This window comes from Halobacteriovorax sp. RT-2-4, assembly GCF_047085445.1.
GTDB lineage: Bacteria > Bdellovibrionota > Bacteriovoracia > Bacteriovoracales > Bacteriovoracaceae > Halobacteriovorax_A.
The window spans coordinates 735,265-759,001 of the sequence record NZ_JBKIXY010000001.1 but is presented as its reverse complement, the minus strand read 5'-3'; the positions used below and the strand labels follow the sequence as shown (position 1 = coordinate 759,001).

Sequence of the window (23,737 nt, the reverse complement as noted above, 5' to 3'; positions counted from 1 at the left end):
GACTAAGAAAGTAGCAAAGAAGGCAACTAAGAAAGTAGCAAAAAAAGCAAACCCAACTAAGGACCTTTTTAACTCACTACTTGAACTGATTAGAGTTACTTCAACTGTTCTTCCTGACGACATTCAACGTGTTGTTCTTGATGCTCTTCATAGAGAAGAAAAGAATACTACGGCCGAATATGCAATGAATATCATTCAAGCAAATATTAAAATGGCAGAGCAAAAATCTCAGCCACTATGCCAAGATACTGGAACAATTGTATTCAAAGTTTATCATCCAAGAGACTTTGATCAGGATGCATTCAGAAAGGTATGTGAAAAAGCCGTTCTTGAAGCAACTAAGATTGGATACCTAAGACAAAACTCTGTTGATTCACTAACTGGTAAGAACGATTGTATGAATGTTGGTGGTGGACACCCAGTAATTAAGTTTGAGCAACACAAGTCAAAGAATCTTGACGTTAAGCTTATGCTTAAAGGTGGGGGTTGTGAGAACGTTGGTGCACAATACTCACTTCCAAATACTGAATTAAATGCAGGCCGTGACCTTGATGGTGTAAGAAAAGCAATCCTTGATTGTGTTCAAAAAGCACAAGGTAAGGGATGTGGACCAGGTGTTCTAGGTGTATGTATCGGTGGAGATAGAGGAACTGGACATGTGGCCGCTAAGGATCAATTCCTAAGAAAGCTAGATGATAAAAACTCTAAGCCTGAGCTTGCTGCACTTGAAGCAGACATCGTTGAAACAGCAAATAAACTTGGTATTGGGCCAATGGGATTTGGTGGAAAAACAACTCTTCTAGGATGTAAAGTAACAGACCTTAACCGTCTTCCTGCTTCATTCTTTGTTTCAGTTTCTTATATGTGCTGGGCATTTAGAAGACAGGGCGTTTCGCTTAAAGCAAATAATACAATCAATAAATGGTTATACTAGGAAGAGGTTAGAACATGAAACGTTTAGACTATCCATTTACAAAAGAACAAATTAGAGAACTTAAAGTAGGAGATATGGTTTTAATCTCAGGAAAGATGTTTACTGGACGCGATGCTGTTCACAAACGTCTTCACGAAGGAACAAAGCCACCAGTAGATTTAAATAACCAAATTATCTATCACTGTGGTCCAGTTGTACTAGAAAACAAAGATGGTACATATGAAGTTAAGGCCGCAGGACCAACGACTTCAATCCGTGAGGAACCATACCAGTGGGAAGTAATGCGTGACCACGGAATCCTTGGTGTTATTGGTAAAGGTGGAATGGGGCAGAAGACTCTTGACGGTTGTCGCGAGTACGGATGTGTATACTTCCATGGTATTGGTGGAGCAGCACAGGTTTTAGCTGAAAAAATCAAATCAGTAGACAATGTTTACTGGCGTGACCTTGGTTCTCCTGAAGCGATTTGGGAATTAACAGTAGAAGAGTTTCCTGTTGTTGTAACAATGGATGCTCACGGTAATTCTCTACACGCAAAAGTTGAAGCAGAGAGTGCTGAAATCCTTAAGGGACTAGTTTAGTTTATTTAAAAACTTTTTGAGGTTTTAAGAAGTGAATAAGATTTTATATACGCCAAGTAGTGAACGTATCCAATCATCAAATATGATGGAGTTTATTAGACAAATTAATAAGTCCCAAGGCTTGGACTGTAAGTCTTATTACTCACTTCACAAATATTCTGTCGAAAACCCAAAGAGTTTTTGGAAAGAACTCGTTAAGTTTTTTGATATCGACTATACGGGAGATCTCGAACCAGTATGTACTGATTTGAGTTTCGAAAGTTACGGTTGGTTTCCAAAAGTTAAACTTAACTTCGCTAAAAATCTTTTAAAAAATGGCCGTGATATTTCAATTGCTTTAAGTAGCGTGAGAGAAAGCGGCCAAACTCAAAAAACTTCTTATAAAGATTTAAAAAATACAGTGGCGGGTTTGCAAGATGTGATTAAACCACATATTGCAAAAGGTGATGTCTTGGCCTGCTATATGCCAAATATTGCCGAAACTGTTGTTTCAATGCTTGCGACGACTTCACTGGGTGGTGTTTTTACATCGACTTCATGTGACTTTGGTGTTGAAGGTGTGATTGACCGCTTCGGACAATCAAAACCAAAAGTTCTTGTTACTGTTAATGGTTACGAATATGGTGGAAAGTATTTTGACTTAACAGATAAGATTAATGCTGTTGTTAAAGCTGTCGACTCAATTGAAAAAGTAATCGTTGTCGACTTCAAGGGGAAAGGCCTTGATGCAAGTTCAATACACAAAGGCGTTAGCTGGTCTGATGTGGTTAGACCAATTGAAGAAGAGATAGAGTATACTGAGTGTGACTTTTCCGACCCTCTCTATATTATGTACTCTTCTGGGACTACAGGTAAGCCGAAGTGTATCGTTCATAGTGTCGGTGGAACTCTCGTTAATCATATTAAGGAGCTTGGCCTTCACTCGGATCTTAAGGAAGACAAATCAATTTTCTTCTTCACCACTTGTGGTTGGATGATGTGGAACTGGCTTGTTTCTTCTCTTTACTTTGGATCTACTGTTGTTCTTTATGAAGGCTCGCCGGGATATCCAACTTTTGGTGATTTTATTTCAATTATTGAAAAAGAGCAGCTAAATATTTTTGGAACAAGCCCAAAATTCTTAAAGGCCCTTGAAGATACTGGAATTGATCTTTCACAATATGATATGTCATCTCTTGAAACGATTCTTTCTACAGGTGCACCACTTCTTCCTGAACAATTCGATTATGTTTATACGAAGTTTAAAAAAGACATTCAACTTTCAAGTATTTCTGGTGGTACAGATATTATAGGTTGTTTCTTCTTAGGAAACCCAATCCTTCCTGTCTTTAGAGGGGAGCTACAATGTGCTGGTCTAGGAATGGATGTTACTTGTTTTGATAGTCGCGGAAAGGAAGTCCCTGCTGGTGAAGAAGGTGAGTTAGTTTGTCTACAAAGTTTTCCTTCACGCCCAATCTACTTCCTAAACGATGATGATGGTCAGCGTATCAACAAAGCATACTTCTCGGAGTTTAAGGGAGTGTGGCATCACGGTGACTTTATTAAGATCACTGAGGGTGGTGGTGCGATGGTTCTTGGCCGCTCTGATGCGACTCTTAATCCAGGAGGTGTCCGCATTGGTACTGCTGAGATTTACCGTCAAACGGAGACGATTGACTTTATTGAAGATTCAGTTTGTGTTGGAAAGAATGTCGACGGCGATGTTGAGGTATGGCTCTTTGTCGTAACGAAAGATGGACATGAACTTACTAAGGAAGATTGTAAATTTATTAAAACTCGCATACGAGAAAATACAACACCGAGGCATATGCCAAGACGTGTAATCCAAGTAAAGGGAATTCCATATACTCGCTCTGGAAAGAAGATGGAGATGGCCGTAAGTCGTCTTATCAATGGCCGTGCTCTTGATAATGTTCAGGCCGTGGCAAATCCTGAGACTTTGGATTTTTTCACAAATCTCTAAGCTTTCTAGGCAATTGATTTTATTTGATTCTGTAAATTTCCTCTTTGGCCATTGGCGTAACACCCGATGAGCATAGATAGTACAAAGAGGGGACATATCATGCGAAATTTTATCTATCTATTTCTTGCGCTTAATTGCGCAATCATTCAAGCTGAAAGTCCAAATTCAATTGAATGCTTAGGTGGAAGTTTCGAAACACTTGATGCTCTAAATGTTAAGAATGTACGAAAGCTTGCCTCATCAAATTCTCAATCGATTGGGCCTATTATCAATTATGATTATAACTATCCAAAGCTACCTAAAAATATAAAAGAGATTTTAAGTCCTGACTTAAGAACTGTTTGCGATTTCTATGCTAAGGCCAATCCTACGGATCCATTTTTTCAAGACATTCGTGACAATATTACAAAGAAATATAAAGATGGTGATGATACTGATTTCTTCTTTAAGTATCTTTTAGTTCTACCTTGCTGGCACTATTCTAAAAATATGTTTGATTACTTTACGTCTGGTAATGAAGCTAATACTAGGGCAGGTATCGGACTCTTGTTTGGTGATATGATGCATCCATTATTTGGTGGAGCTGATCCAAATACTTTTATACGTATCTGGCGTGAGGGGAAGATGTTTGAAGGGCCAATGTATATTGTCTATGATCATCTTCTAAAAAATTATTCAAAATCTGAGCGCTTTAAAATTGAATATCTGCCAATTGTGAAACGACTTAAACATCCTAGGTATATTGCAAAGTTTCCGAAAAAATCTCTAGAGCAAATTAAAAAGGAAGAACCTGATATGCCAATAACATTACCAATGCCGTAGAAGCTAATCGAGTTGCCAAATTTTATTGGGGCCCAATTTATGAGCAATCAAGTGCTTAGGCCCTCTCTTTGTTCTTAATTTCTAGTTCATTTATAATAATAGCTGAGGCGTTATCTCTAGTAATGACGTGTTTTCAATTACTTAGTGAATAGGTTCACTCAAGTAAGTTATTGAAATTATGCAAGATTTTGTGAACTAAACCCTAAAGTCAAATATTTTGCTTCCGATTAGTTCACAAAGGATTAGTTTATGAGGAAGTTGATTTTATTTTCTATTTTAGCACTTTCAACGCAGTTAAGTATATTTGCTGCAAGTGGAAAGGACTCTGCAAATGAGGCAACACCTGATTGTTTAGAGAATGCTATTCCAAATACTCTTGATTCTAAAAATACGAATAATATTGAACAAATTGTCGAATTACAAAATGTAAGAAGTCATGGAGCAAATCCTAATTATCCTATATTCCCTGATAATATCGATGAAATTTTAAAGCCTGATAAACGAACGGTTTGCGATGCCTATGCAGTTCCGAACGAAATCGATCCATCGTATCGTTCAGTTATGAAACATATTGATAAGACTTATAAAGATGGTGATCATAAAGATTTCTTTTTTAGATACGTTTTATCTATGAACTGTTGGCCATTTCGTGAGAACTTCTTCGCCTATATGATTAAAGGTGGAAATGTTGGTCATGCGATGGGAAATATTATGAAGTCTCCATATGGTGGGCTTGATCCAAATGCATTTATTCGAATTGAAAGAGAAGGTCGAGTTTTTGAGGGGCCAATGTATCATGTTTATGAATATTTAGAGAAGAATTATAAAAATAAATCTGAGTCTTCGAATGAATATATAGCTGCAATGAAAAGACTAAAGTCTTCTCGCTATCAATTATATCCAGTTAAATCACTTAATCAGATAAAGAAAGAAGAACCAAATATGCCGATATCAATAAGGTGATTTAGACATTGAAAATATTTAGAATTCTTTTAATATTCTTATTTACTCTTAATGCTCACAGTGAGTGTAGAAGTGGAATTGTCGCAATTTTTAAATCAAGCACTATTGAGGAAATTTCACAAAGCATTGGCGGAGTGAAGGCAAAGGTAGGTGAGTCTTGTAAGAGCTCAATTGGATTAGAATTAAACTCTGATTCGTATTGTGAATGTATTTCAAAAAATAAAGACACTGACTTTGATGTTAGTCGTAAGATGTTTCGCCAAAAAAATGGGAAAGCTTTAAAAAGTATTATTTTTGATCTTGCTGAAACTATCGCGGTAAATGATAATCCAGATCTTACTCTTAATTGTAAACTTCATGACACCTTAGTCAATAATTGTGATGCGCAAATGATTAGTGAAATGTTTCCTGAATATGAGGGAACAAATTTTTCACAAGAAATGTTTGCAGATTATTTAGAAATCTTTAATACAAACTCAGGTGGTGGAAAGAAAACAATTGATCACTTCCGCTCAAATTCATGTTCGTCTACTTTTGTTCGAAAGAGCTCAATTGAAGGTAATACAGCAAGTGTTCAGGCCGAACTAGATAAATCGTGTGAACAGTTTACGAGCCAAGTTATTGGCCTATGTCAAAATGAATCATTAACTGGTGTTGAATATGATAATTTTGATTTCGATTTACCAACATTAGAAAATGTCGATTCTTTTAATTACTTTTGTAAAATAAAAGATCGTCCAATAAAAGATATCAATACCGATAATAATACATTATCAAATCTATTCTTAGCATATGAGAAGAAAGACGAAGAAGTGTCTCCTTTATGTAAAGAAGTCTGTATTGATGAAGCACCATACTCTGTTAGAGGCTGTCAAGTTGATACTCAAAAAGCGATTGTGGCCCTTAAAAGATTGATCGCTAGTGAAAATGTTAATAATGAGGAAATAACTTTTTTAAAAGAAATTATTGGAAACCAAGTTTCCAATGATGTTATTGAAGGTAAAATCAATGACGATGATCTAGCGTATTTTAAGAAAAATCTTGATGACGATGATTACAATAATATCGTTCAAATTGTAAAAACGGGAAGAAATCAGGCATCTGTGAATCAACAAGACTCACTAGTTTCTCAATTCTTTGCAACTGAAAAATCCGAAGCTGTGTCAACAAGTCTTGCCTCTAATGACAAGTCAAAACCAGCTCCTGCTCAACCTACAGCTGCTCCACAAGAGCAGTCAGTGCAGCAAATTCAACAACAAATGATGGATGCCGTACCTGAACAACAGGCGGCCATGAATAGCTCAACTCAGCCCATAGGGCCGAGTCAAAATCGTGCTCTAACTTTTGGACGTCGTGGAAAGTCTAATAATGCTTCAAAGGCAACAAAAGATATCGTTGCTTCAGTTAAGGCGTTAAGAGAAGCGGGGAGCTCTCTTGCAAGTGCTCTAGAAGCACAAAAGAAAAGACTAAAAAGAGAGAGAGAAAAGATAGCGCGTGAAAATCAAGATAAGTACCAACGTTATGATGCTGAAACTCTAGAGCCAATTGAAAGAAGTAGAAGAGGAAGAGGTACAAACGGAGCAGCTAATTATCCGATCGCAAATGTTGCAAGTGCCGGATCTGGTGGTGGATCAAACTTTGCCACAGGTGGCGCAGGAACTTCTTCAACAGGTAGTTCTACTTTTACACAACCTGAAGCAAAAGCAACAGTTGTTGATATCACTGGACGTTCAGCGCCTAATATTGATTTAAATAATCTTCAAAGTTCTGGAGCAACTCTGCCGGCTTCGATTACAAATCACCCAGATGCATCTGAGATTTCAAAAATGTTCAATGGCCTTGCCTATGAGAAAGATGAAAAGGGTAGAAGTATTGCAAGTGAAAAAGGAGAGGTTAAAAAGATCAAGGTTTCTTGGGGTGCTGAGAGTATCGATCTCGGATCACTTCTTATCAATGCCAAGGACCTAAAGCCTGGTGAAGAATTTATTGTCTACAAAGGTGATATGGATAAGTTTGTAAGGCTTACTCCAGCTTATCGCTTTCAAGCTGGAAAGCGTGTCTTTATCGGCTACCGAGTTGAAAATCGAAATCGTAATAATGCAGACTTGGCCGCAAGTCTCTATGCCAAGAAATTTTTAATTCTATAATTCTATTTAAATTTATATTATGAAATTTTGCGCCCTTGAAAATGACTTCAAGGGCCTTTTGATTTATTGAACTTCTTCAGAAGGAAGATCGTCTGATGAACCATCATTTGGTTCAGAAGGCTCTGTCGGCCCTGGCTTAACTGGTGCCTCTGTAAGTCTCTTGTAGATAACAATTAGGCGATCTTTTTCGGCATTAAAAAATAACACTAAGTAAAAGTCGTCAGATTGTTCTTCTCTAAAAGATTCTAGATTTCCAGACTGCTTTAATGAGTCAGCTTTTGTCGAAGAATAGAAATCTTCGATCTTCTTTGTGTCTTCATATGAGAAACGAGTTGAACCAACATGATCTGTGGCAAGTGTGTCCATGATGATATTGATTTTTTCGTCTTTTAAAAGAAGTTGAAGTCTAGTTTCACTATCACCAACAATAGCACTTTGTAGCTTCTCTTTTAGCTCTTTTGAGAAGTCTGCATATGAACATTTATTAGAGATAAACACTAGTTCATTTCCTGGCTTACTCTCTAGCCCAATAAGCTTTTCTTGAGTTAACTCAAGGCATGGCTGAGGAGCAGGTTGTTGGTCTTGCTCACCAGTATTTGCAAATATCGGCAATGCAAGTAGTAGTGCTAGTATTGTTTTTTTCATTTCCCTAATTCCCTAATATTATTTGTTGATATGGGCATCCTCCCATAATTGGCCTTATCAGGCAAGTCTTTGTGCGGCGAGTTGTAGAATGTACTGGATATAACTACTTGATTTTCTTCGCACCAGAGTATTGAAGTCGGACTTCATCGCTTAGCCACTGGCCTGCAACGTCCTCATTCATGAAGTCATCACAGTATCTAGCAGGATTTCCACGAGGAAATTTCTTTTTACCGTCGTAAAAACTGAGGCAGATCTGAGCATAGTTTTCAATGTATTCTGGAAAATTCTTTGCGAATCTCTTGATGATAACTTTCGTTTTGGTGCTGGCCTTCCCATTTCTGCGATGAAAAATTTCACCTCTTAGGGGGTGGTATTTTAGAAGATCTGTTAAAACCTTCTTTCTGCTGTCGTAATTGGCCGATAGCTCTTCCATTTTGTTCCAGGCCATATTCATCACCGGGCCAGGAATTGGATTTGTTAGAAGATAGTTTGTTAGAAAAACAGATTTTAGCTGCTCATCAATTTTGTCGAATGCATTGAATGTAAGAAATATGATTTCACTATTGTAGTCACTAGGTTTAAGTAGAGATTCTAAATCACTCTTTGCGAATCCATTCAAGCAGTCCGGATTAAAGATATCCTTTGCCTTCTCAATAATTGAAGCCTTTGTATCTGTTCGTGAAATCTCTTTAACAATAATTTGTAAGAATGCCTTTTGACCTTGCTCCTCTCGACAGTAATAAATTGAATCGTTACTTTTTAAGGGTGCCTTAACGAGGTTATCGTATTTACTCTGTAAAGAGTTTGAGAGTGTTTTATAGATATCAAAATCAATATCAGGATAACGTGCAGAGTGAGATATATATGTATCTAAATCCTTTTGGCAGTCATTACACTTTTGAAAATAAAGTCTGGCATACTTTGAATAGGCCAGAGTGAAAAAGGCATAGGCCTTTAAGTTTTTATTCTCGATATATTTAGTAATAATTTTGAACTGAGTACTATTAACTTCATTCTTTGTTATTAAGTCTTCAACGTAAGAAGTTGCCATTTCACGGGTCATCTTCTTCCACTCAAAATCTCTTTGAGACGGCCTTACGTCTAAGAAGTGCTTCATGTATTCACGGTGAGACTTGTCTTTATAAAGCACACGTAGGTCATCCATCGTATAAGTGACGGCAGATACCTTTACAGAAAGAAGTGTGATTAATAAACAAATCAAATTGCGCATTTAAATAATGTCCTCGATTACTGAGAATAGAGTTTCTTTTTTAAAGGGCTTTTTTATGAAGTGAACCTTACCTTGAAGCTCGTCATTATCCAGTTCTTCATCACCAGAGATGATAATATACTTTAAAGTACCGGCCTTCGGACTGCTTTCAAAACGACGCACAACTTCTGCACCGTTAATTACTGGCATATTCTTGTCTGCAATGACGATTTTAAGATTGTCGCTAATATTTTCAAAGTAGTGCTCTACGTCAACTTCGCCGCTAAGTGCTAAAGTTTCATGGCCACCTTGGCTTAGGGTAAGAGCAAAGAGCTCAGCAATATTCTCATCGTCATCGATAAATAAGATCTCTTCATTCATATATTTATTTTCCCAAATTTAAGGTCATTTCAAAAGTAATTTTTAGTAATTTATTGCTATGGGTTAAATGTGTGAATTTTGTTTTTTAAACCTTTACTTTAGTTTATTATACCCGCTGATAATTAAATGACAAAAGAAATCAACTTTTCGTTAAGAAACACACTTTAATTTGGAGTTAATGTGAAGCTACCTGTGGTTAAAAGCACACAATTAAATGATACATTTCGCTTAGACTATTATGATCATTTTGGGCCTCTTATACTGGATGGCCAACAAATCAAAGAATCGATTAAGAAAGATTTACTATTTTGGACAGAGTTTGATTCTTCATTCAAGTTTCAAATTGGTCTTGAAGGAGTTCAATTCTTATTGGGAATTGATAAGGACGAAAAAGTACTTCGTCTATGTAATATTAAATTAGCAAATGAGATATTTTTACTCGATAACTTTGTTGGTGAAGAGAGTGAGGAGTATAAAAAGTTTAAAGAACACGTTACAAAAGTGATGAGTGTTAAAATTGCTGATTTTCCAGGTGTAAGTAATATTATAACTCACCGTTATGGACTAACTAAACTAAGTGAAATTGAAGATAAGCCTGTTTCTGAAATGTCAGATACGATCACTAAGAAGCTTCTTTCTTTTCTTAATGATTACAAACCCGTTTTCTTTGAAAAGATCTCTGACTTCGCTCTTGGTCTTACTGCAAATTATGCACTTCTTAGAATTCACCTGCTTAAGTTCTTAGCAATTCTTCCTTCTCTAGATCATGATAAAGAAGGAAAAGAGGTAAAGCGAATTCTAAGAGAGTCTCTGAGAAGACTTATTCTTGATTCTAAGAAAGCAAAAAGATTAGACTTGAAGGGGGATCGCCAACCTCTTCCTCCACAGTTAGTGGTTCTATTTTATTTTGTTCTTCTGGCCGTTCGCATTTTTCCGGCCAAGGCGCTGGCCAATATTGTACGTTTCAAAGTTCGCTTTATGGCAAAGAGATTTATTGCTGGTGAGACAATTGAAAGCGCACAAAAGAATTTTGCAGCAATCTTTAATACGGGAAGAGATGTAACTCTAGACCAACTCGGAGAGTTAGTTGTTTCTGAATCAGAAGCTGATAACTATATGAATGAGGTTTTAAATCTTGTTAATGGTTTTAGCATGCACATTACTCCAGGTAGTCGCAATAAAGCAGGTATCCTAAGAGCACACGTTTCAATTAAGGTTTCTGCCCTTTGCTCAGACTTCAAACCTGAAGCTTTTGATTACACTTATAACTTAGTTGCCCCAAGGCTTATTAAAATTTTAAAGACGGCTAAAGAGCAACAGGTATTTATTAATATCGATGCTGAACATTATCACTATCGTGATATCGTTTTTGAAATTTATAAGAAAGCTCTTCTTGAGACTGAAAAGCTTAAAGATTATGCAGATACAGGGATTGTTGTTCAAGCGTATCTTCGTGATTGTTATGACCATCTTCAAGACGTTGTTGAGCTTGCAAAAGAGCGTGGCATGATTATGCCAATCCGCCTTGTTAAGGGTGCATACTGGGATGCTGAAACTGTAGAGGCCGAGGCCCATGGACATAATGCTCCAGAGTTCTTAAACAAAGAAGAAACAGATATTAATTTTAGACAGATGATTTATGAGATTTACAAAGCTTTCCCACATATCAAGCTTTGTATTGCTTCTCACAACTTTGCGGATCACTCATACGCTGAAGCTTTAAGAGAAATTAAGTTTAAAGAAATTGATGAAATTGAGCACCAATGTCTTCACATGACTTATGAAGCACTTTCGACAGCTATGGCAAAGATGGGATGGGCCGTAAGAAATTATGTTCCAATTGGTTCACTTATCGTAGGGATGGCCTACCTTGTTCGTCGTATTATGGAAAACTCTTCACAAGTAGGAGTTTTAACAATCATGAGAAGTCATAAGAAGAATGCAAAGCTTATGGCGCCAAATGATATCTTTAAAAAGCACCAGAATGAAGGTCTTCTAAACTTAGACTCAACTCTAACTCAGGTTCATGGGCAATTTAGTAACTGTCCACCTCTAAAAACTTACCTTGAAAAAGAACTGAAGTATTTTAGAAGTGAATTTGAAAAGTTTGAACTAGGTAAAGACTATGCAACAGACTTTGCTCTAAGTGGAGAGTCTGAATCTGTTCTTTCTCCATCTGATGGAAAGAGTGTCGTTGGTAAAATTACTTTTGCCAATTTAGACGATACTGAAAGAGCAATCGATACAATTGATAATTCTTTCTACGAAGGTGAGTGGTCAAAGGCCTCTTGGCAAGAAAGAGCGGCCGTCATGGCAAGAGCTGCAGAGATGATGTATCTGCGTCGCAATTACTATTCTGCACTAATTATGTACGAATCAGGCAAGGCCATCGGTGAAGCATTAGCTGACGTTGATGAAGCAATCGACTTCTTAAACTTCTATATTAGAAGGCTAGCTGAAGTAGGAGATAATGAAGAGTTTAAGGCCCGTGGCCCATTTGCCATTATTGCTCCATGGAACTTCCCTCTAGCAATTCCGTGTGGGATGACAGCTTCGGCCTTGCTTACTGGATCAACTGTTATCCTAAAACCAGCAGAGCAAACTCCTCTTATCACTTGTGAGCTTGTGGCGCTATTTCATGAAGCGGGTGTTCCTAAAGATGCCCTAATTCATCTTCCTGGAGTTGGTGAGACTGTTGGTCAGAAACTAATTGAGGATAAGCGTATTGCAGGTGTTATCTTTACTGGTTCAAAACCTGTCGGTGTTCATATTGCAAAGACTTGTGCAAAAAGACTTTATGAGAATCGCAACACAGGTAAGAGCTATCCAGTTCGTGTTATCACTGAAATGGGTGGTAAGAACGCTGTTATTGTAACAAATAATGCTGAACTCGATGAGACAGTATCGGGTATTCTTTATTCTGCCTTTGCGCACGCTGGTCAGAAATGTTCTGCAGCTTCACGTGTTCTTGTTCATAAAGAAGTAAAAGACAAATTAGTTGCTCGCCTTAAGCAAGCTGCTAACGATATTTACGTTGGGCCAGCAACGGACTTTGCAAGTTTCATTAATCCACTAGTGAGCCAAGAAGAAAAAGATCGTCTCATTGCTCAAGTCAAAGAAGCAAGTGAAGAGGCAAATAAATACGGTGGAGTTGTCCACGTTAACCGCTCAGAAGAAAATCTTCCAGGTTACTGTGTAGGCCCAACAATTATCGAACTTCCAAAGTCACGTGCTTTAGAAAAAGATAGTTTTGCTTCTCGTGAGTTATTTGCTCCAGTTATCCATGTCGTTGCATACGATGATTACGAAGACGCGTTGAATATCTTTAATAGTGTTGAGTATGGCCTAACAGGTGGTGTTTTCTCTCAATCACAAGATGATATTGATTTCCTAACAAAGCGAATGCTTATCGGAAATAACTATATTAATAGACCTATTACAGGTGCTCGCGTTGCTATTGAGCCTTTTGGTGGTTTCAAGATGTCGGGGACAGGGCCAAAGGCCGGTGGTGTTGATTACCTAAGAAGTCTTTTTGTAAGAAGTAACTCTGAAGAACTTAAGACTTCTACTTTTGATAACGGAAGTGATTACGAACCAGTTGTATCTCGTAGCTCTTCTTCTGACCACTTTGTTAGACGTGAAAAAATGCTTTCAGCACTAGACGAAATCATTAGTAATTTTGGTCCATTATTTCCTGGGACGTTTGGAGAACAGAGACATGCTCTTAAAGATCTTAAGAAATGGCTTGAAGTTGACTATCTTGATTTCTTAAATAAGGGACGCGATAACCGTTATATTCCAGGACAAATCAATTACTCTGTATTTGATTGTAATAAAGACCGTGCACTTTATTTGAGTTTAAATGAAGAAATTAATATGCAAACATTCTTTGCTGTTCTTATGTCTTTAACAACTGGTACAGGTGTAACAATTCTTTGTTCAAATGCTGAAGCTTATCGTTGGTGGAATTATCTAATAGATATTCTTAAGAAGAATCGTTTCTCTAAAAAGAATATTGATTGTTATCACGTTAGCAAAGAAAAGATGCACACTCTTCTAAATGAAAATTTTGATGTTGTTATTTGTGACGGTGATCTTGAATCAATTAAAGAGTTTAACTCTGCTGTTGGTGAAAAAAATGGTCAATTTGTTATGACATCTTTTATTTCACCACTTGAGGATTATGTTAATGGATCATATTTTGATCTTTTCCATCTATTCTCATGTGAAAGAAGCTACGCTGTAAATATCATGAGGCATGGAGCACCGATGGAGTTAGACTCGTAATGAAGTATCGTCACTTAATTTTAGGAGCGGGTAATATGGCCCGCGCTCTAATCCCTGGTTTCATCGAGAATTCTGATGATTGTGAATTCCTTGTTTTTACACCAAGTGGTGATAAGGCAAAGAGCTTTGCACTGGATTTTGGTGCTACTTGGATAAAAGACCTAGAGGAGTTACGAAATACTCATATTGATTATCTTTGGGCCTGTTTTAAGCCTCAACAACTTAAGCAAGTGGCCCTTGAAATTGACTTCTTAACACATCCGTATCTAACGATTGTCTCACTCCTAGCGGGAAGTGATTCTCAGGCCCTTACTGAAAATTTGTTATCTGATCAAATTATTCGAATTATGCCAAATACTCCTGCCCAAGTGGGTCTTGGGGTAAATGCTCTTTATAAGTCAAAGAGTGTTCATCAAGATAAGTGGAATGCTTTCTGGCAGGCCTTTAACTCAAGTGGGATTAACACCGTTTTCGACAATGAAGACGATATCGATACGATTACTCCTTTTTCTGGCTCTGGCCCTGCATACTTCTTTGAAATTGCACGTATCTTAATTGAGGATATGAAGGCACGTGGAATTGACGGCGAGCTTGCACATAGAATGATTGCGGGTACAATAGAAGGTGCTGGTCGAATGCTTTCACAAAACAATGATGCGCAAACTCTTCGCAATAATGTCACATCAAAAAATGGTGTGACTTATGAGGCCCTTGAATCTTTTAAAGAATCGGGAATGGAGGAGATGTTTAATCGTGCAATAGAGCGTGCTTACCAGAGAACACTTGAATTAAAAGGAAATAAGTAATGAAAAAGGTTTTAGATAAATTACCTGAAGGTTTAAGAAATACTGCATTTGTTAGACTCTTTGGTTTAACAAAAGTACCAATGATTTTTTGGCTAAGACCAACAGTACTTGAGCTTAGTGATGAAGTTACAGCAATCAAGATTCCTCTTTCTCGTCGCTCTAAGAATCATTTAAATAGTATGTACTTTGGTGCCCTTGCTTGTGGGGCAGACCTTGCTGGCGGTTTTGCAGCAATGAAGAAGACGATGGATAAGGGAAAGAGAGTGTCACTTGCTTTCAAAGAGTTCCATGCAGAGTTCTTAAAAAGAGCAGAAGGGGATACGGTCTTTACTTGTTCTCAGGGAAAAGAAATTGATGCTTTTGTTGAAAAAGTATTAGCAAGTGAAGAGCGTCACAATCTACCACTAGATATTATTGCAACTTGTCCTGATGTTTCAGGTGATGAGCCAGTTGCAAAGTTTACGATTACTCTTTCTTTAAAAAGAAAATAATTGCTCCTGAGGCGAACCGCTCGGGCGTGGACCCTCGCTCTCGATTAGTTTTTCAGCTAAAGAGTGCGGAGCTAGCACCGCGAACTATAGTTTGCCTTTGGGCAAACAATTTCGCGGATGCTTAAGCAGGGTTAGGGGAGTCAATAAAGATACACTCTAGCCCATATGTTTCTTCAATTAATTTCTTAAGAGCAATTACACCAAATCTTTCTGTCGCATTATGGCCTCCAGCGAAGAAGTGAATTCCTTCTTCACGTGATTCGTGCCAGTCGTGCTCGCTCATCTCACCTGTAAGATAAGCATCAAGCCCTTCGCGCACGCAGTAGCGCCAGTCAGAGTTTGCTCCACCTGTAATTATTCCCATTGATGAAATCTCATCATCATTAGGCTCACTGTGAATGATATCGTGATTAAGAACTTTCTTTAATAGTTCTTTTAGTTCGTTTGGTTTTAATGGTTTTTCGAATTTACCTTGAACACCTGTAGGCATGCCTTTGTAGTCACCGTATGGACCTAAGTCTTTAAGTCCGATTGCTTTGGCGATACCTGCTGCATTTCCATCTTCGAGATGAGCATCAAGAGGTAAGTGGTAGCCAAATAGATTGATATCGTTTTGAATAAGAGGCTTTACTCTTTTTGCGAAACTTCCTGTAATAGTTCTGACGCCATGAAATTTCCAAAATAATCCATGGTGAACAATCATTGCATCTGCACCAAATTCACAGGCCTTTGCAATTGAATCTCTTTGGGCCGAAACAGCAAATGCTATTTTGGAAATCTCTGAGCGACCTTCGATTTGTAGGCCATTTGGGCCATAGTCGTTATACTCATAAGTATTAAGGTGTTTTGCTAAGAATTTTCCAAGCTCTTTTGCTGAAACTGTTGCCATAAGTGATATCCATACCGTTAAAAATTATTGTGTTGGTTGGTTATCATTATCCCCTTGGCGGCCAGAGAAATCAACTTTGAACTTTTCAAAACCGTGACTCTTTTCGACATTTTCTTGTTTCGTTACACTAGAGCGAATTTTGCTTACTGTATGACGCAGTTCCTGATTTTCTGGAACTAGCTTTAGAGCAACCTCGAATTCTTCCATTGCTTTATCAAAGTTATTTAGCTGCATGTAAGCACGCCCTGCATTGATATATGGATATTCGCGATTTGTGTACTTTGGTGCTTTTTTTGCTAGTTCATACCATTTGATTGATTCATTGATATGACCTTCATTTAATAGAAGTGTTCCTAGATCGTTATAAGGAGCACCATATTCTGGATCGATTTCAATTGCTTTTAGACAAAGTGATTTCGCATCTTCAATATTTCCCATTTGAGATGTTACCCAACCCATAAGAGTCAGTACTTCCGCAGTTTCTTTGTGACCACGGGCCTTATCGAATAACTCAAGAGCACCAGCGAGATCTTTTTTAGAAACTAAGACATGTGCTTCAGTAATATACTGTTCGTATTTCTCTTCTCTTTTAGCATTCATTCCAAGAATTGGTGCAGTTTTAGAGTGGGCAAGATTTAGAATCTCAAGTGATTCTAGAAAGTATAGTGGTGGAGTGAAGTCTTCTTCAAGCTCCATTTCATCATCATCTTCATCGATTCTTCCACCTTCAATAAGTGTGAAAGGACCTTTTTTAATAATCTCTTTTGCAACAATGATTTCTTTCTTCTCTTTTATATCAATTGCTTTTAAAAGCCCCATACGAGGTGTGGCGACATCAAGTGACGAGCGCTCAATTAAGATAAGGTGTAGTTCTCTAGTGTATTTATATGAAAGATTGATTAGGCGAGTGATCACACCAACAACTTCATCGTCATTTTTTGGAGCGAGAGCAATGAAGCTTTCGATCAAATTATTCATAAGCCTTAGGTTTTCTCGACCTTGGCGAAAATTATTCTGGTGGAGAAGACTAAGGTCTCCAAAGTGAGATGGAATCAGTAATTCGCTTACTAATTTATCGTATTCAGTACTAAACTCTTCAATAATAAGGCGTGCCTTAGCATCGAGGTGTGTTTCACTCAATTCACATACAGCATGTAGAATCCTTTCTAAGTAGCTTCTTGATTGAGTAAGTTCGCTTAATAGAATTTCTTGAATTGTATTCATTTTAGTGGTTTCTTCCCTTGAATAATCATATCTCGTCCCTGAAATATGCACTCTATAATTCATCTTGTCTACGTTGTGACGCATCAACATCTCGTCGACCGGTTACTTTATACATATACACATTTCGTGCCAAATTTATTGTTTCTAAATGACTGAAATCTAATAGAGGAAAATAAGATGGGGCCAAAAAATTGGCCCCAGTGTCTAGAATATGTAACTTTATGAGTTTTCTAAGTGTTCTTTATTCAAGAGTTTTTGTTTCATACTTCAGAAGATTTCCAGCATCGTTGGCCTTGTCGTATGCCGTCGAAATTCTCTGGAAGATATCATCTGTCTTTGCACCAATTGCCGACTTACCTTTAAAGTTTAGTGAACTTAGATTACGGTCTTGGTTCTTCTTAAACATATTACTAAATGGATTACCATTATTCTTTTTCTTAACTGAAGCCGTTCCTCTTCCACCAACAAAGCTTGGTCCACGACCTCCAACATAGCTGATACCTTTAAGCCCGCTTCCGCCAGCTCCAGATAGAGCTTCTGGTTGCGCAGCACCTCCAGCAGATGAACCTCCGCCACCGCCTCCACCGCCTGGTGAACTACCTCCACCACCGGCACCTTGAGCGATTTGACCACCTTCTGATACGGTTGCAACAGGCCCAAAATTACCTTTTAGTCCTCCGCCTGTTTTCGCTTTATTCACAACAGTTGATGTATCCACACCTGCTGATGTTGGGTCATCTGTACTTGCGGCAGTTGCAGCTACCGCTTGATCTTGTTCTGTGTGTTGGTATGCCTGATTTGTACCAAATCCACCTACCGAGTAGTCACCAAATGATGGGACATTAACTGTATTTGCCCAACCTGACTGACATTGTGCATGTGCAGGGTTGGCCTGACAAAACTCCATATAGACATCTTGGTTTTCAAAGAAGTCCTCTGGAAGCTCCATTGTCTCCATTCCTTCAATTTTACCAATAGCACTTGAAATCATTTTTTGTTGTTTACCAAGCTGACTTACGGCCATTTGTTCTTTCGCCACATCAACCCCAGCTTCAGCTGCGATTTGGTTACCAGCTCTTTTCGCTTCACCGTTTCTTAGAATTGAAAACTTCTTACTACCAAAGTTTAGCTTACAAATCTGTTCTGGTGAGCCCATTGATCCTGCACCACCGTCATTAATTATATATTCTGCAATTCCTGAAAGTGCCTGTTCAACTGGTCTCTTACAAAGTTCATTTGTTTCAAAATATGTTTCACTAGTCGGAATACTAGAAGTCATCGTTAAGATCGTTCCTAGTCTTGCAACTTCAATTGTACGACGTGTTTCGGCCATCGTTTGTTGCTTGGCCAGACCATCTTTTTGTGACTTAAGGGCAGTTGTTGTCACGTTTTCCGACGCATCCATATTCATTAGTTTATTTTGCTGTTTTGTACTAAAGTCTTGCGCTTGAAATTGTTGGAAAGTTGCATTTGCAGTCTTTCCAAGTTGTGCAGCATTATGAGCAAGAACTAAGTTAGAACACTCGTCATAGTCAATGGTTTCAAGTCCTGATAGGCGACAAGTGATACGTCCATCAATTGAAGTAAGTTTCTCCGGATTTGAGTATTGATCTTCTGATTGACGATCCTCTTCAAGGTTCTCTCCAAATGCAGCGGCAATTTGGTTACATGCTGTAACATTTTTAACTGCGGCAGAAATAACATTGCCATCAACCTCAGATGAATTATTAGCATAGATGAAAACAGCAACGGCCTTTGTATAGTCAATTGAATTTGCTTTACCACTTCGGTAAACCTCTTGAGCAACATCTTGCCAATTCGCATTTCCATTTGTTCCTGAAACCTTAAAGGCCCTTTGACACTTAATTGCACCACTACTACCAATAAAGTCAGGTTCAACATTTTTAAAATCAAGAGTTGTTACAGATTTAGAACAAGCTTTGAAAGCCTCGATCTTAGATTTATTTTCTTTGGCCATCATTTCTTGTAAACAGCCATTCCAGTCTTTATGTTTTGCGCTATCACTTGCTACGTCACCTTCATCTTGTGGAGGAGAAGTTGGCTGATTTGGTTCAGAACCGTCATTGGCCAAACCATTTGCAAGTTCTTTATCTTTTTGAAACTCTGCTAGCTTTTGGCCACAAAAGTTATCAATCTCTTCCTGTGGTATCTCTTGTCGTCCATCCGATGGCATATCAAATGGCACCATTTGACCAGTGCTTGGATCAGGACAATCAACATTCACAGTGCCTGCGTAGCTCATATTAAGTGGCGCAGCCGCTAGAAGAGTTAAGGTAAAAGTATTTAAAATAGTTGTTTTCTTGCTCATAAGTGACTCGAAAGTTAGGTTTGCCTTACTTAAATTATAAGTTCTAATCGGTTAAATTCTTCGAAAAGTTGAGTATTTAAGCATGATTTAGGGATTTGAGGGGTGTTGCACAAGATAAGTGCTTAAAAATATGTTCATTTTTAGGGGCCGGCCATGTAAAATCATATTTTACGATCGCCCATGATTGTGGCCATTGAAAAGAAATTAACAACTTAGCAGTATATAAGGGGTGTAATAAATGACTTCACAACGAGCACATACAATCGAAGACTTTAATATCGAAGAGGGAATTTACGAATTTCAAGTACAAGAGACGCATCTCGATACTTTTGGTCATATGAATAATGCAACCTATTTGACTATCTTTGAGCAGGCCCGTTGGGACATGATTACAAAGAATGGATGGGGTATGGATCGCATTATGCGTGAAAAAAGAGGTCCTGTCGTTTTAGATATCAACATCACTTTTAAGTCTGAACTTCGTCTAAGACAAAATGTAAAGATTCGCTCAAAGGCCACAAGCTTTGTTAATAGTAAGGTTCTAACTTTCGAGCAAGAGATGTTTGATGATACAGGTAAGGTGTATACAAAATTTAAAATGACCGCAGGACTGTTTGATCTAAAAGAAAGAAAACTTATGGGCCATGATCCTGATTGGTTAAAAGCGGTAGGGCTTAGTTTAAAAGCTTAAAGAAATGATGATAAATTTTTTCAGAGCTTGCTTTTACTTCATCTAAGAAAGTAAGCTCTTTCATTTTTTCATGCTCTAATAATTCGCAAAATAGCTCGTAAGTGTATTCTTGATGATACTCGGATGAAACCTTACTGTAGCTTATATGCCATGCCTCTGGAGCAACTCCACCAAGATCTTCTACATATGGCCTATAATAAGAATAACTCTCGTTATTTTCAATTTTTGTATTTAGCCACTTACTAAAATCAGCAAATGGTCCACCCTGTGTAAACTCTTCTGGAATTAATTGAATGTGATAACCTTCTGGCCAGCTATTGCCATCCACAACATCAAGCTCTGTTCCCCAGTGATGACGAGAAGTTCCTGGAAGTGCCGACCAGTTGATAATAGCGTTTACAATTTCTGAAGGGGAGAGTTTTGTGTGATCTAGTTCATTTCCCGTGCGATCATAGATTGGGCGTTTGCCGGCGCACTTTTCATTCCAGATTCTGAGTTGGTCATCGAAAGATCGAAAAGAGCTTGTGACATAGAAATCGACACCATCTTTTAGCGCATCTTCTTTGAAACGTTTAAAGTCTTCAAATGAATCTTTGTGGAAGTAGCGATTGATGCTCTCATCATAAATGAGATGTTCTTTTGTCATTCCGAATAAGACTTCCTTGTCTACCTTGCTCATATATTTTCCAATTATTATTCAGAGAATAATTTCTTTAGTCCTGACTGAACATAGCGATGTGAGATAACTTTAAAGATTGAAACAGACTTATCTTTGATAATATCGTTATCACCATAGTCATATTTTTTGTTCGATTCTCCGTTACCAGCTCCCGCACCAAAACTTAAAACTTGTGAGCTAGAGTTGTCATCGAACTTCCATCGATTAGTATTATTATTTGTTGTTTTTCTAACAGTTTTCTTTGCTGGTGCTGCAAGTCCCTTGGCAGGAAGCTTGGCCGAGACATTTTCAACTGCGTCTTGAAATGAAGGCTCTGTTGGTCTTAAGCGAGCGAATGCTTCACTTGCACCGTTACCATTAAAGATTGATACATTGTTGTTATCACCATAGCGGCCCGCTTGTTTTGCAAGCTCATCACTAATCTTACTAAGTCCAAGTCCTGTACTTTTCTTAAATGGATTTTCTAGCTTCTTTTTGATTGCATCCATCGCCTTGGCCGCCATGGCAGCTTGTGCATCAGTCGTTGAAGCATTGTAAGTTCCACCATTACCCTGAGTTGTTGCATTGGCCGCTTTGATTGCTTCCGTAACATCAAGTCCACCAAGTGAACTTAAAGCAGTAGGGGATACCGTAATCTTCTTACAAGCATTTTCTCCCTTATTATTTTTTAGCTTACGACAATTACACTCGCGATCAAACTTTCCATCAACATAGAAACAGCCTTGTGGATTCGTACTTTGAGCTGCTCGTGATGAGTCAGCTGATGCTACATATGATCCAGAATACTTATTCCAGTAGTCCTGACATGTCTTAGATTTCTCGCGGTTAGGATTCTTATTTCCTTGTGCTGTATAACAGTAACAAGCAGGGTTGCTTAAGCTATCTCTTCCATCTGGACAAAATGAAGCAACACTCTTTACATACTTCTCTTTTAAAATCTTAATCTGCTCAACATTCGATTTGGCATCTTTATTATTCTTCTTTGCTTGATTTGAAACAGTAAGTGCCGCAGGGACTGTTACTGCTGAGGCCACAATAACTGTACATGGATTATTAGTGATCGAGCGAAAGCCATTTGCCATATCGCTGAAATTCCACTTCGAAGCGCCACCAGCTTCACCTGGGGATTGGTTCATACAGCTTGTCCCAAATGATGAAAATGTCTCATAAACTGCAACAGCTGCTGCCGCTGTATATCCTAGGGCCAGTGTTTTATATTGTTTTGCCTGTTTTGAAGAAACATCTGCTAAATATTCTTGTTCTTTTTCTAGCATATCAAATGCCGCAATTTGAGCATTCTTCATTGTTTCAGGGTCTTTTGAGATTTCTTCGTATTCTTCTTTAAACTCTTTTGTTTTCTTCTTTACGTCTTCTTTGTTGATTTTTGTTTGATAGAAGCTATAGGCCGAGATCGCACCAACCAGCATACAAGACTTACAGCTTGAACGGTTTTCATCTTTTGATACTTCTGATGAATTTGTATCAGCGCCACTTGATTGTTCTACCTTTGCATCTACTTTCGGCTCTACCTTTGGGTCTACTGGAGCCGACTCATTTGTTGTTGATTTGGCAGCATCTTCTCCGTTAAAGAACTTAGGAACTACTAGGGCCGTAACTCCTGTAACGATCCCCCAAGCTTCTGCAAAGCCAGTTATTAAATTACCCTTACCTTTACTTTCAACATCACTATCGGAAACTCGTCCAGCATTTAGCTCATTAATTGTTTTTTGTTGTCTGGCATCGGCCGCTGCTTTCATACAAGCATTGCGTTCACTCTCACTCGATTTAGAGTCACAATCCTGATACTCATCTCGATTCTTTATTGAACCCTCTGTATACATACAACGATTCAAACTAGCGTTGAAAACCTGTCCTGTCGGGCAGTTTGTCGTCGCAAAGACTTCGAAGTGTCCAAGTGCAAAACTTAAAAATATGAGTGTTAAAATAATGCCTTTCATTTTTACTTTTCCTGCTTTTTTAGGCTATCAATCTAGTTACTTACTTAGTATAACAGCAAAGCCTAAGTTTTTAATAGTAGGGCAATTGCTGTTTTATCGTTTAAGTTTCTGTTATTACAGGGGTTTGGTTGTGAATTTTAGACGTTTGTTGGTGTTAATTTCTATTTTTGTAAGCCTTAAAACTGTGGCACTGCCATTAAGTGATCTGCAAACAGGTGATGTGATCTTGTTAGATATGGACTGTTTCAGTTGTGAGCTGATCGAAAATGAAACTGGTGGCCCATTTTCTCACTCAGGAATTGTTCTAAAACTAGGTTCTCAAGTTTATGTTGCTCAATCTCTTGGAAGCGTTCACCACCTGCCACTAAAATCATTTCTAGCATACTCGAATAAGGTCCCACACGTTATTCGTCCAAAGCATATTAATTTCTCAAAGAAAAGAAAATTAATTGAAAATTACAAGTCAATCTTTCTTGGAATGGACTTTGATCACGATTATCTTTGGGATGATGATAAGCTTTATTGTTCGGAGTTCATCTACAAGCTTCTTAAAAGCGTTTATGCTATTGAGAAGTTTAAACCAGCTCCAATGACCTATGATAAGAATCCTAAGGGATGGCAAATCTATTTCGGTGGAAAACTTCCTCCTAGTGGAAAGTTAGGGCTTTCTCCTAATGATTTCTTTTTCTCAACTGGTTTTGATGGTGACTTTAAAGATATGGGGCCGCTATATTAAA

The 23,737-nt window shown here is 38.0% G+C and carries 17 protein-coding genes and 1 pseudogene; 10 read left to right on the top strand and 8 right to left on the bottom strand.

Annotated elements, in window-relative coordinates; translation table 11 throughout:
* Window positions 1–85 precede the first annotated feature (85 nt).
* From ACMAYL_RS03505 to ACMAYL_RS03485, 5 genes and pseudogenes are all read left to right on the top strand, one after another.
* Window positions 86–1,515, top strand: a pseudogene (locus ACMAYL_RS03505) (FumA C-terminus/TtdB family hydratase beta subunit).
* A 31-nt stretch (window positions 1,516–1,546) separates the two neighbouring features.
* Complete coding sequence (locus ACMAYL_RS03500) at window positions 1,547–3,478, top strand: acetoacetate--CoA ligase (protein ID WP_412470745.1); 1,932 nt, start codon at window positions 1,547–1,549, stop codon at window positions 3,476–3,478.
* A 99-nt stretch (window positions 3,479–3,577) separates the two neighbouring features.
* Complete coding sequence (locus ACMAYL_RS03495; RefSeq protein WP_103216911.1) at window positions 3,578–4,300, top strand: hypothetical protein; 723 nt, start codon at window positions 3,578–3,580, stop codon at window positions 4,298–4,300.
* A 249-nt stretch (window positions 4,301–4,549) separates the two neighbouring features.
* Complete coding sequence (locus ACMAYL_RS03490; RefSeq protein WP_412470744.1) at window positions 4,550–5,263, top strand: hypothetical protein; 714 nt, start codon at window positions 4,550–4,552, stop codon at window positions 5,261–5,263.
* An 8-nt stretch (window positions 5,264–5,271) separates the two neighbouring features.
* A complete protein-coding gene (locus tag ACMAYL_RS03485; protein ID WP_412470743.1) occupies window positions 5,272–7,410 on the top strand; it encodes a hypothetical protein in 2,139 nt (712 codons plus the stop codon).
* 63 nt (window positions 7,411–7,473) lie between these two features.
* Here the strand turns inward: ACMAYL_RS03485 and ACMAYL_RS03480 are convergent, their stop codons facing one another.
* The 3 genes from ACMAYL_RS03480 to ACMAYL_RS03470 form a co-directional block, all read right to left on the bottom strand.
* Window positions 7,474–8,055, bottom strand: a complete 582-nt coding sequence (locus tag ACMAYL_RS03480; protein WP_103216915.1) for a hypothetical protein — start codon at window positions 8,053–8,055, stop codon at window positions 7,474–7,476.
* 103 nt (window positions 8,056–8,158) lie between these two features.
* Entirely contained in the window at window positions 8,159–9,286 is a 1,128-nt protein-coding gene (locus ACMAYL_RS03475; protein ID WP_103216916.1) for a hypothetical protein, read from the bottom strand.
* Window positions 9,287–9,646, bottom strand: coding sequence for a response regulator (locus tag ACMAYL_RS03470; RefSeq protein WP_103216917.1), 360 nt, complete (start codon window positions 9,644–9,646; stop codon window positions 9,287–9,289). It lies immediately after the preceding gene.
* Between the two features lie 180 nt (window positions 9,647–9,826).
* Between ACMAYL_RS03470 and ACMAYL_RS03465 the strand changes: the two genes are divergently transcribed.
* The 3 genes from ACMAYL_RS03465 to ACMAYL_RS03455 are packed head-to-tail and all read left to right on the top strand — an operon-like array spanning window position 9,827 to window position 15,230.
* Window positions 9,827–13,933, top strand: a complete 4,107-nt coding sequence (locus ACMAYL_RS03465; RefSeq protein ID WP_412470742.1) for a proline dehydrogenase family protein — start codon at window positions 9,827–9,829, stop codon at window positions 13,931–13,933.
* Window positions 13,933–14,739 carry a pyrroline-5-carboxylate reductase family protein gene (locus ACMAYL_RS03460; RefSeq protein WP_103216919.1) on the top strand — a complete coding sequence of 269 codons (807 nt, stop codon included), beginning with the start codon at window positions 13,933–13,935 and terminating at the stop codon, window positions 14,737–14,739. Before ACMAYL_RS03465 ends, ACMAYL_RS03460 begins: the two co-directional genes overlap by 1 nt.
* Entirely contained in the window at window positions 14,739–15,230 is a 492-nt protein-coding gene (locus tag ACMAYL_RS03455; protein ID WP_103216920.1) for a PaaI family thioesterase, read from the top strand. Before ACMAYL_RS03460 ends, ACMAYL_RS03455 begins: the two co-directional genes overlap by 1 nt.
* A gap of 121 nt (window positions 15,231–15,351) precedes the next feature.
* Here ACMAYL_RS03455 and ACMAYL_RS03450 read toward each other — a convergent pair whose 3' ends face one another.
* The 3 genes from ACMAYL_RS03450 to ACMAYL_RS03440 form a co-directional block, all read right to left on the bottom strand.
* Window positions 15,352–16,119, bottom strand: a complete 768-nt coding sequence (locus ACMAYL_RS03450; RefSeq protein ID WP_412470741.1) for a Nif3-like dinuclear metal center hexameric protein — start codon at window positions 16,117–16,119, stop codon at window positions 15,352–15,354.
* 24 nt (window positions 16,120–16,143) lie between these two features.
* Complete coding sequence (locus tag ACMAYL_RS03445) at window positions 16,144–17,343, bottom strand: tetratricopeptide repeat protein (RefSeq protein WP_158246787.1); 1,200 nt, start codon at window positions 17,341–17,343, stop codon at window positions 16,144–16,146.
* 241 nt (window positions 17,344–17,584) lie between these two features.
* A complete protein-coding gene (locus ACMAYL_RS03440; RefSeq protein WP_103216923.1) occupies window positions 17,585–19,672 on the bottom strand; it encodes a hypothetical protein in 2,088 nt (695 codons plus the stop codon).
* A 238-nt stretch (window positions 19,673–19,910) separates the two neighbouring features.
* Between ACMAYL_RS03440 and ACMAYL_RS03435 the strand changes: the two genes are divergently transcribed.
* Window positions 19,911–20,363: an acyl-CoA thioesterase gene (locus ACMAYL_RS03435; protein ID WP_103216924.1), complete on the top strand. Its 453-nt coding sequence runs from the start codon at window positions 19,911–19,913 to the stop codon at window positions 20,361–20,363.
* On the opposite strand, the gene ACMAYL_RS03430 is transcribed toward ACMAYL_RS03435, so the two are convergent.
* A complete protein-coding gene (locus ACMAYL_RS03430) occupies window positions 20,347–21,042 on the bottom strand; it encodes a M15 family metallopeptidase (RefSeq protein WP_412469681.1) in 696 nt (231 codons plus the stop codon). The two genes, ACMAYL_RS03435 and ACMAYL_RS03430, sit on opposite strands and share 17 nt — an antisense overlap.
* A gap of 14 nt (window positions 21,043–21,056) precedes the next feature.
* Window positions 21,057–23,000: a hypothetical protein gene (locus ACMAYL_RS03425; protein ID WP_412469680.1), complete on the bottom strand. Its 1,944-nt coding sequence runs from the start codon at window positions 22,998–23,000 to the stop codon at window positions 21,057–21,059.
* A 130-nt stretch (window positions 23,001–23,130) separates the two neighbouring features.
* On the opposite strand from ACMAYL_RS03425, the gene ACMAYL_RS03420 reads away from it, so the two are divergent.
* Window positions 23,131–23,736, top strand: coding sequence for a YiiX/YebB-like N1pC/P60 family cysteine hydrolase (locus tag ACMAYL_RS03420; RefSeq protein WP_158246788.1), 606 nt, complete (start codon window positions 23,131–23,133; stop codon window positions 23,734–23,736).
* Window position 23,737 lies beyond the last annotated feature (1 nt).

Coding starts and splice junctions, on each gene's coding strand:
- ACMAYL_RS03495 (WP_103216911.1), top strand. CDS start 3,578: ATGCGAAATTTTATCTATCTATTTCTTGCGCTTAATTGCGCAATCATT.
- ACMAYL_RS03490 (WP_412470744.1), top strand. CDS start 4,550: ATGAGGAAGTTGATTTTATTTTCTATTTTAGCACTTTCAACGCAGTTA.
- ACMAYL_RS03480 (WP_103216915.1), bottom strand. CDS start 8,055: ATGAAAAAAACAATACTAGCACTACTACTTGCATTGCCGATATTTGCA.
- ACMAYL_RS03475 (WP_103216916.1), bottom strand. CDS start 9,286: ATGCGCAATTTGATTTGTTTATTAATCACACTTCTTTCTGTAAAGGTA.
- ACMAYL_RS03470 (WP_103216917.1), bottom strand. CDS start 9,646: ATGAATGAAGAGATCTTATTTATCGATGACGATGAGAATATTGCTGAG.
- ACMAYL_RS03460 (WP_103216919.1), top strand. CDS start 13,933: ATGAAGTATCGTCACTTAATTTTAGGAGCGGGTAATATGGCCCGCGCT.
- ACMAYL_RS03455 (WP_103216920.1), top strand. CDS start 14,739: ATGAAAAAGGTTTTAGATAAATTACCTGAAGGTTTAAGAAATACTGCA.
- ACMAYL_RS03450 (WP_412470741.1), bottom strand. CDS start 16,119: ATGGCAACAGTTTCAGCAAAAGAGCTTGGAAAATTCTTAGCAAAACAC.
- ACMAYL_RS03445 (WP_158246787.1), bottom strand. CDS start 17,343: ATGAATACAATTCAAGAAATTCTATTAAGCGAACTTACTCAATCAAGA.
- ACMAYL_RS03440 (WP_103216923.1), bottom strand. CDS start 19,672: ATGAGCAAGAAAACAACTATTTTAAATACTTTTACCTTAACTCTTCTA.
- ACMAYL_RS03435 (WP_103216924.1), top strand. CDS start 19,911: ATGACTTCACAACGAGCACATACAATCGAAGACTTTAATATCGAAGAG.
- ACMAYL_RS03430 (WP_412469681.1), bottom strand. CDS start 21,042: ATGAGCAAGGTAGACAAGGAAGTCTTATTCGGAATGACAAAAGAACAT.
- ACMAYL_RS03425 (WP_412469680.1), bottom strand. CDS start 23,000: ATGAAAGGCATTATTTTAACACTCATATTTTTAAGTTTTGCACTTGGA.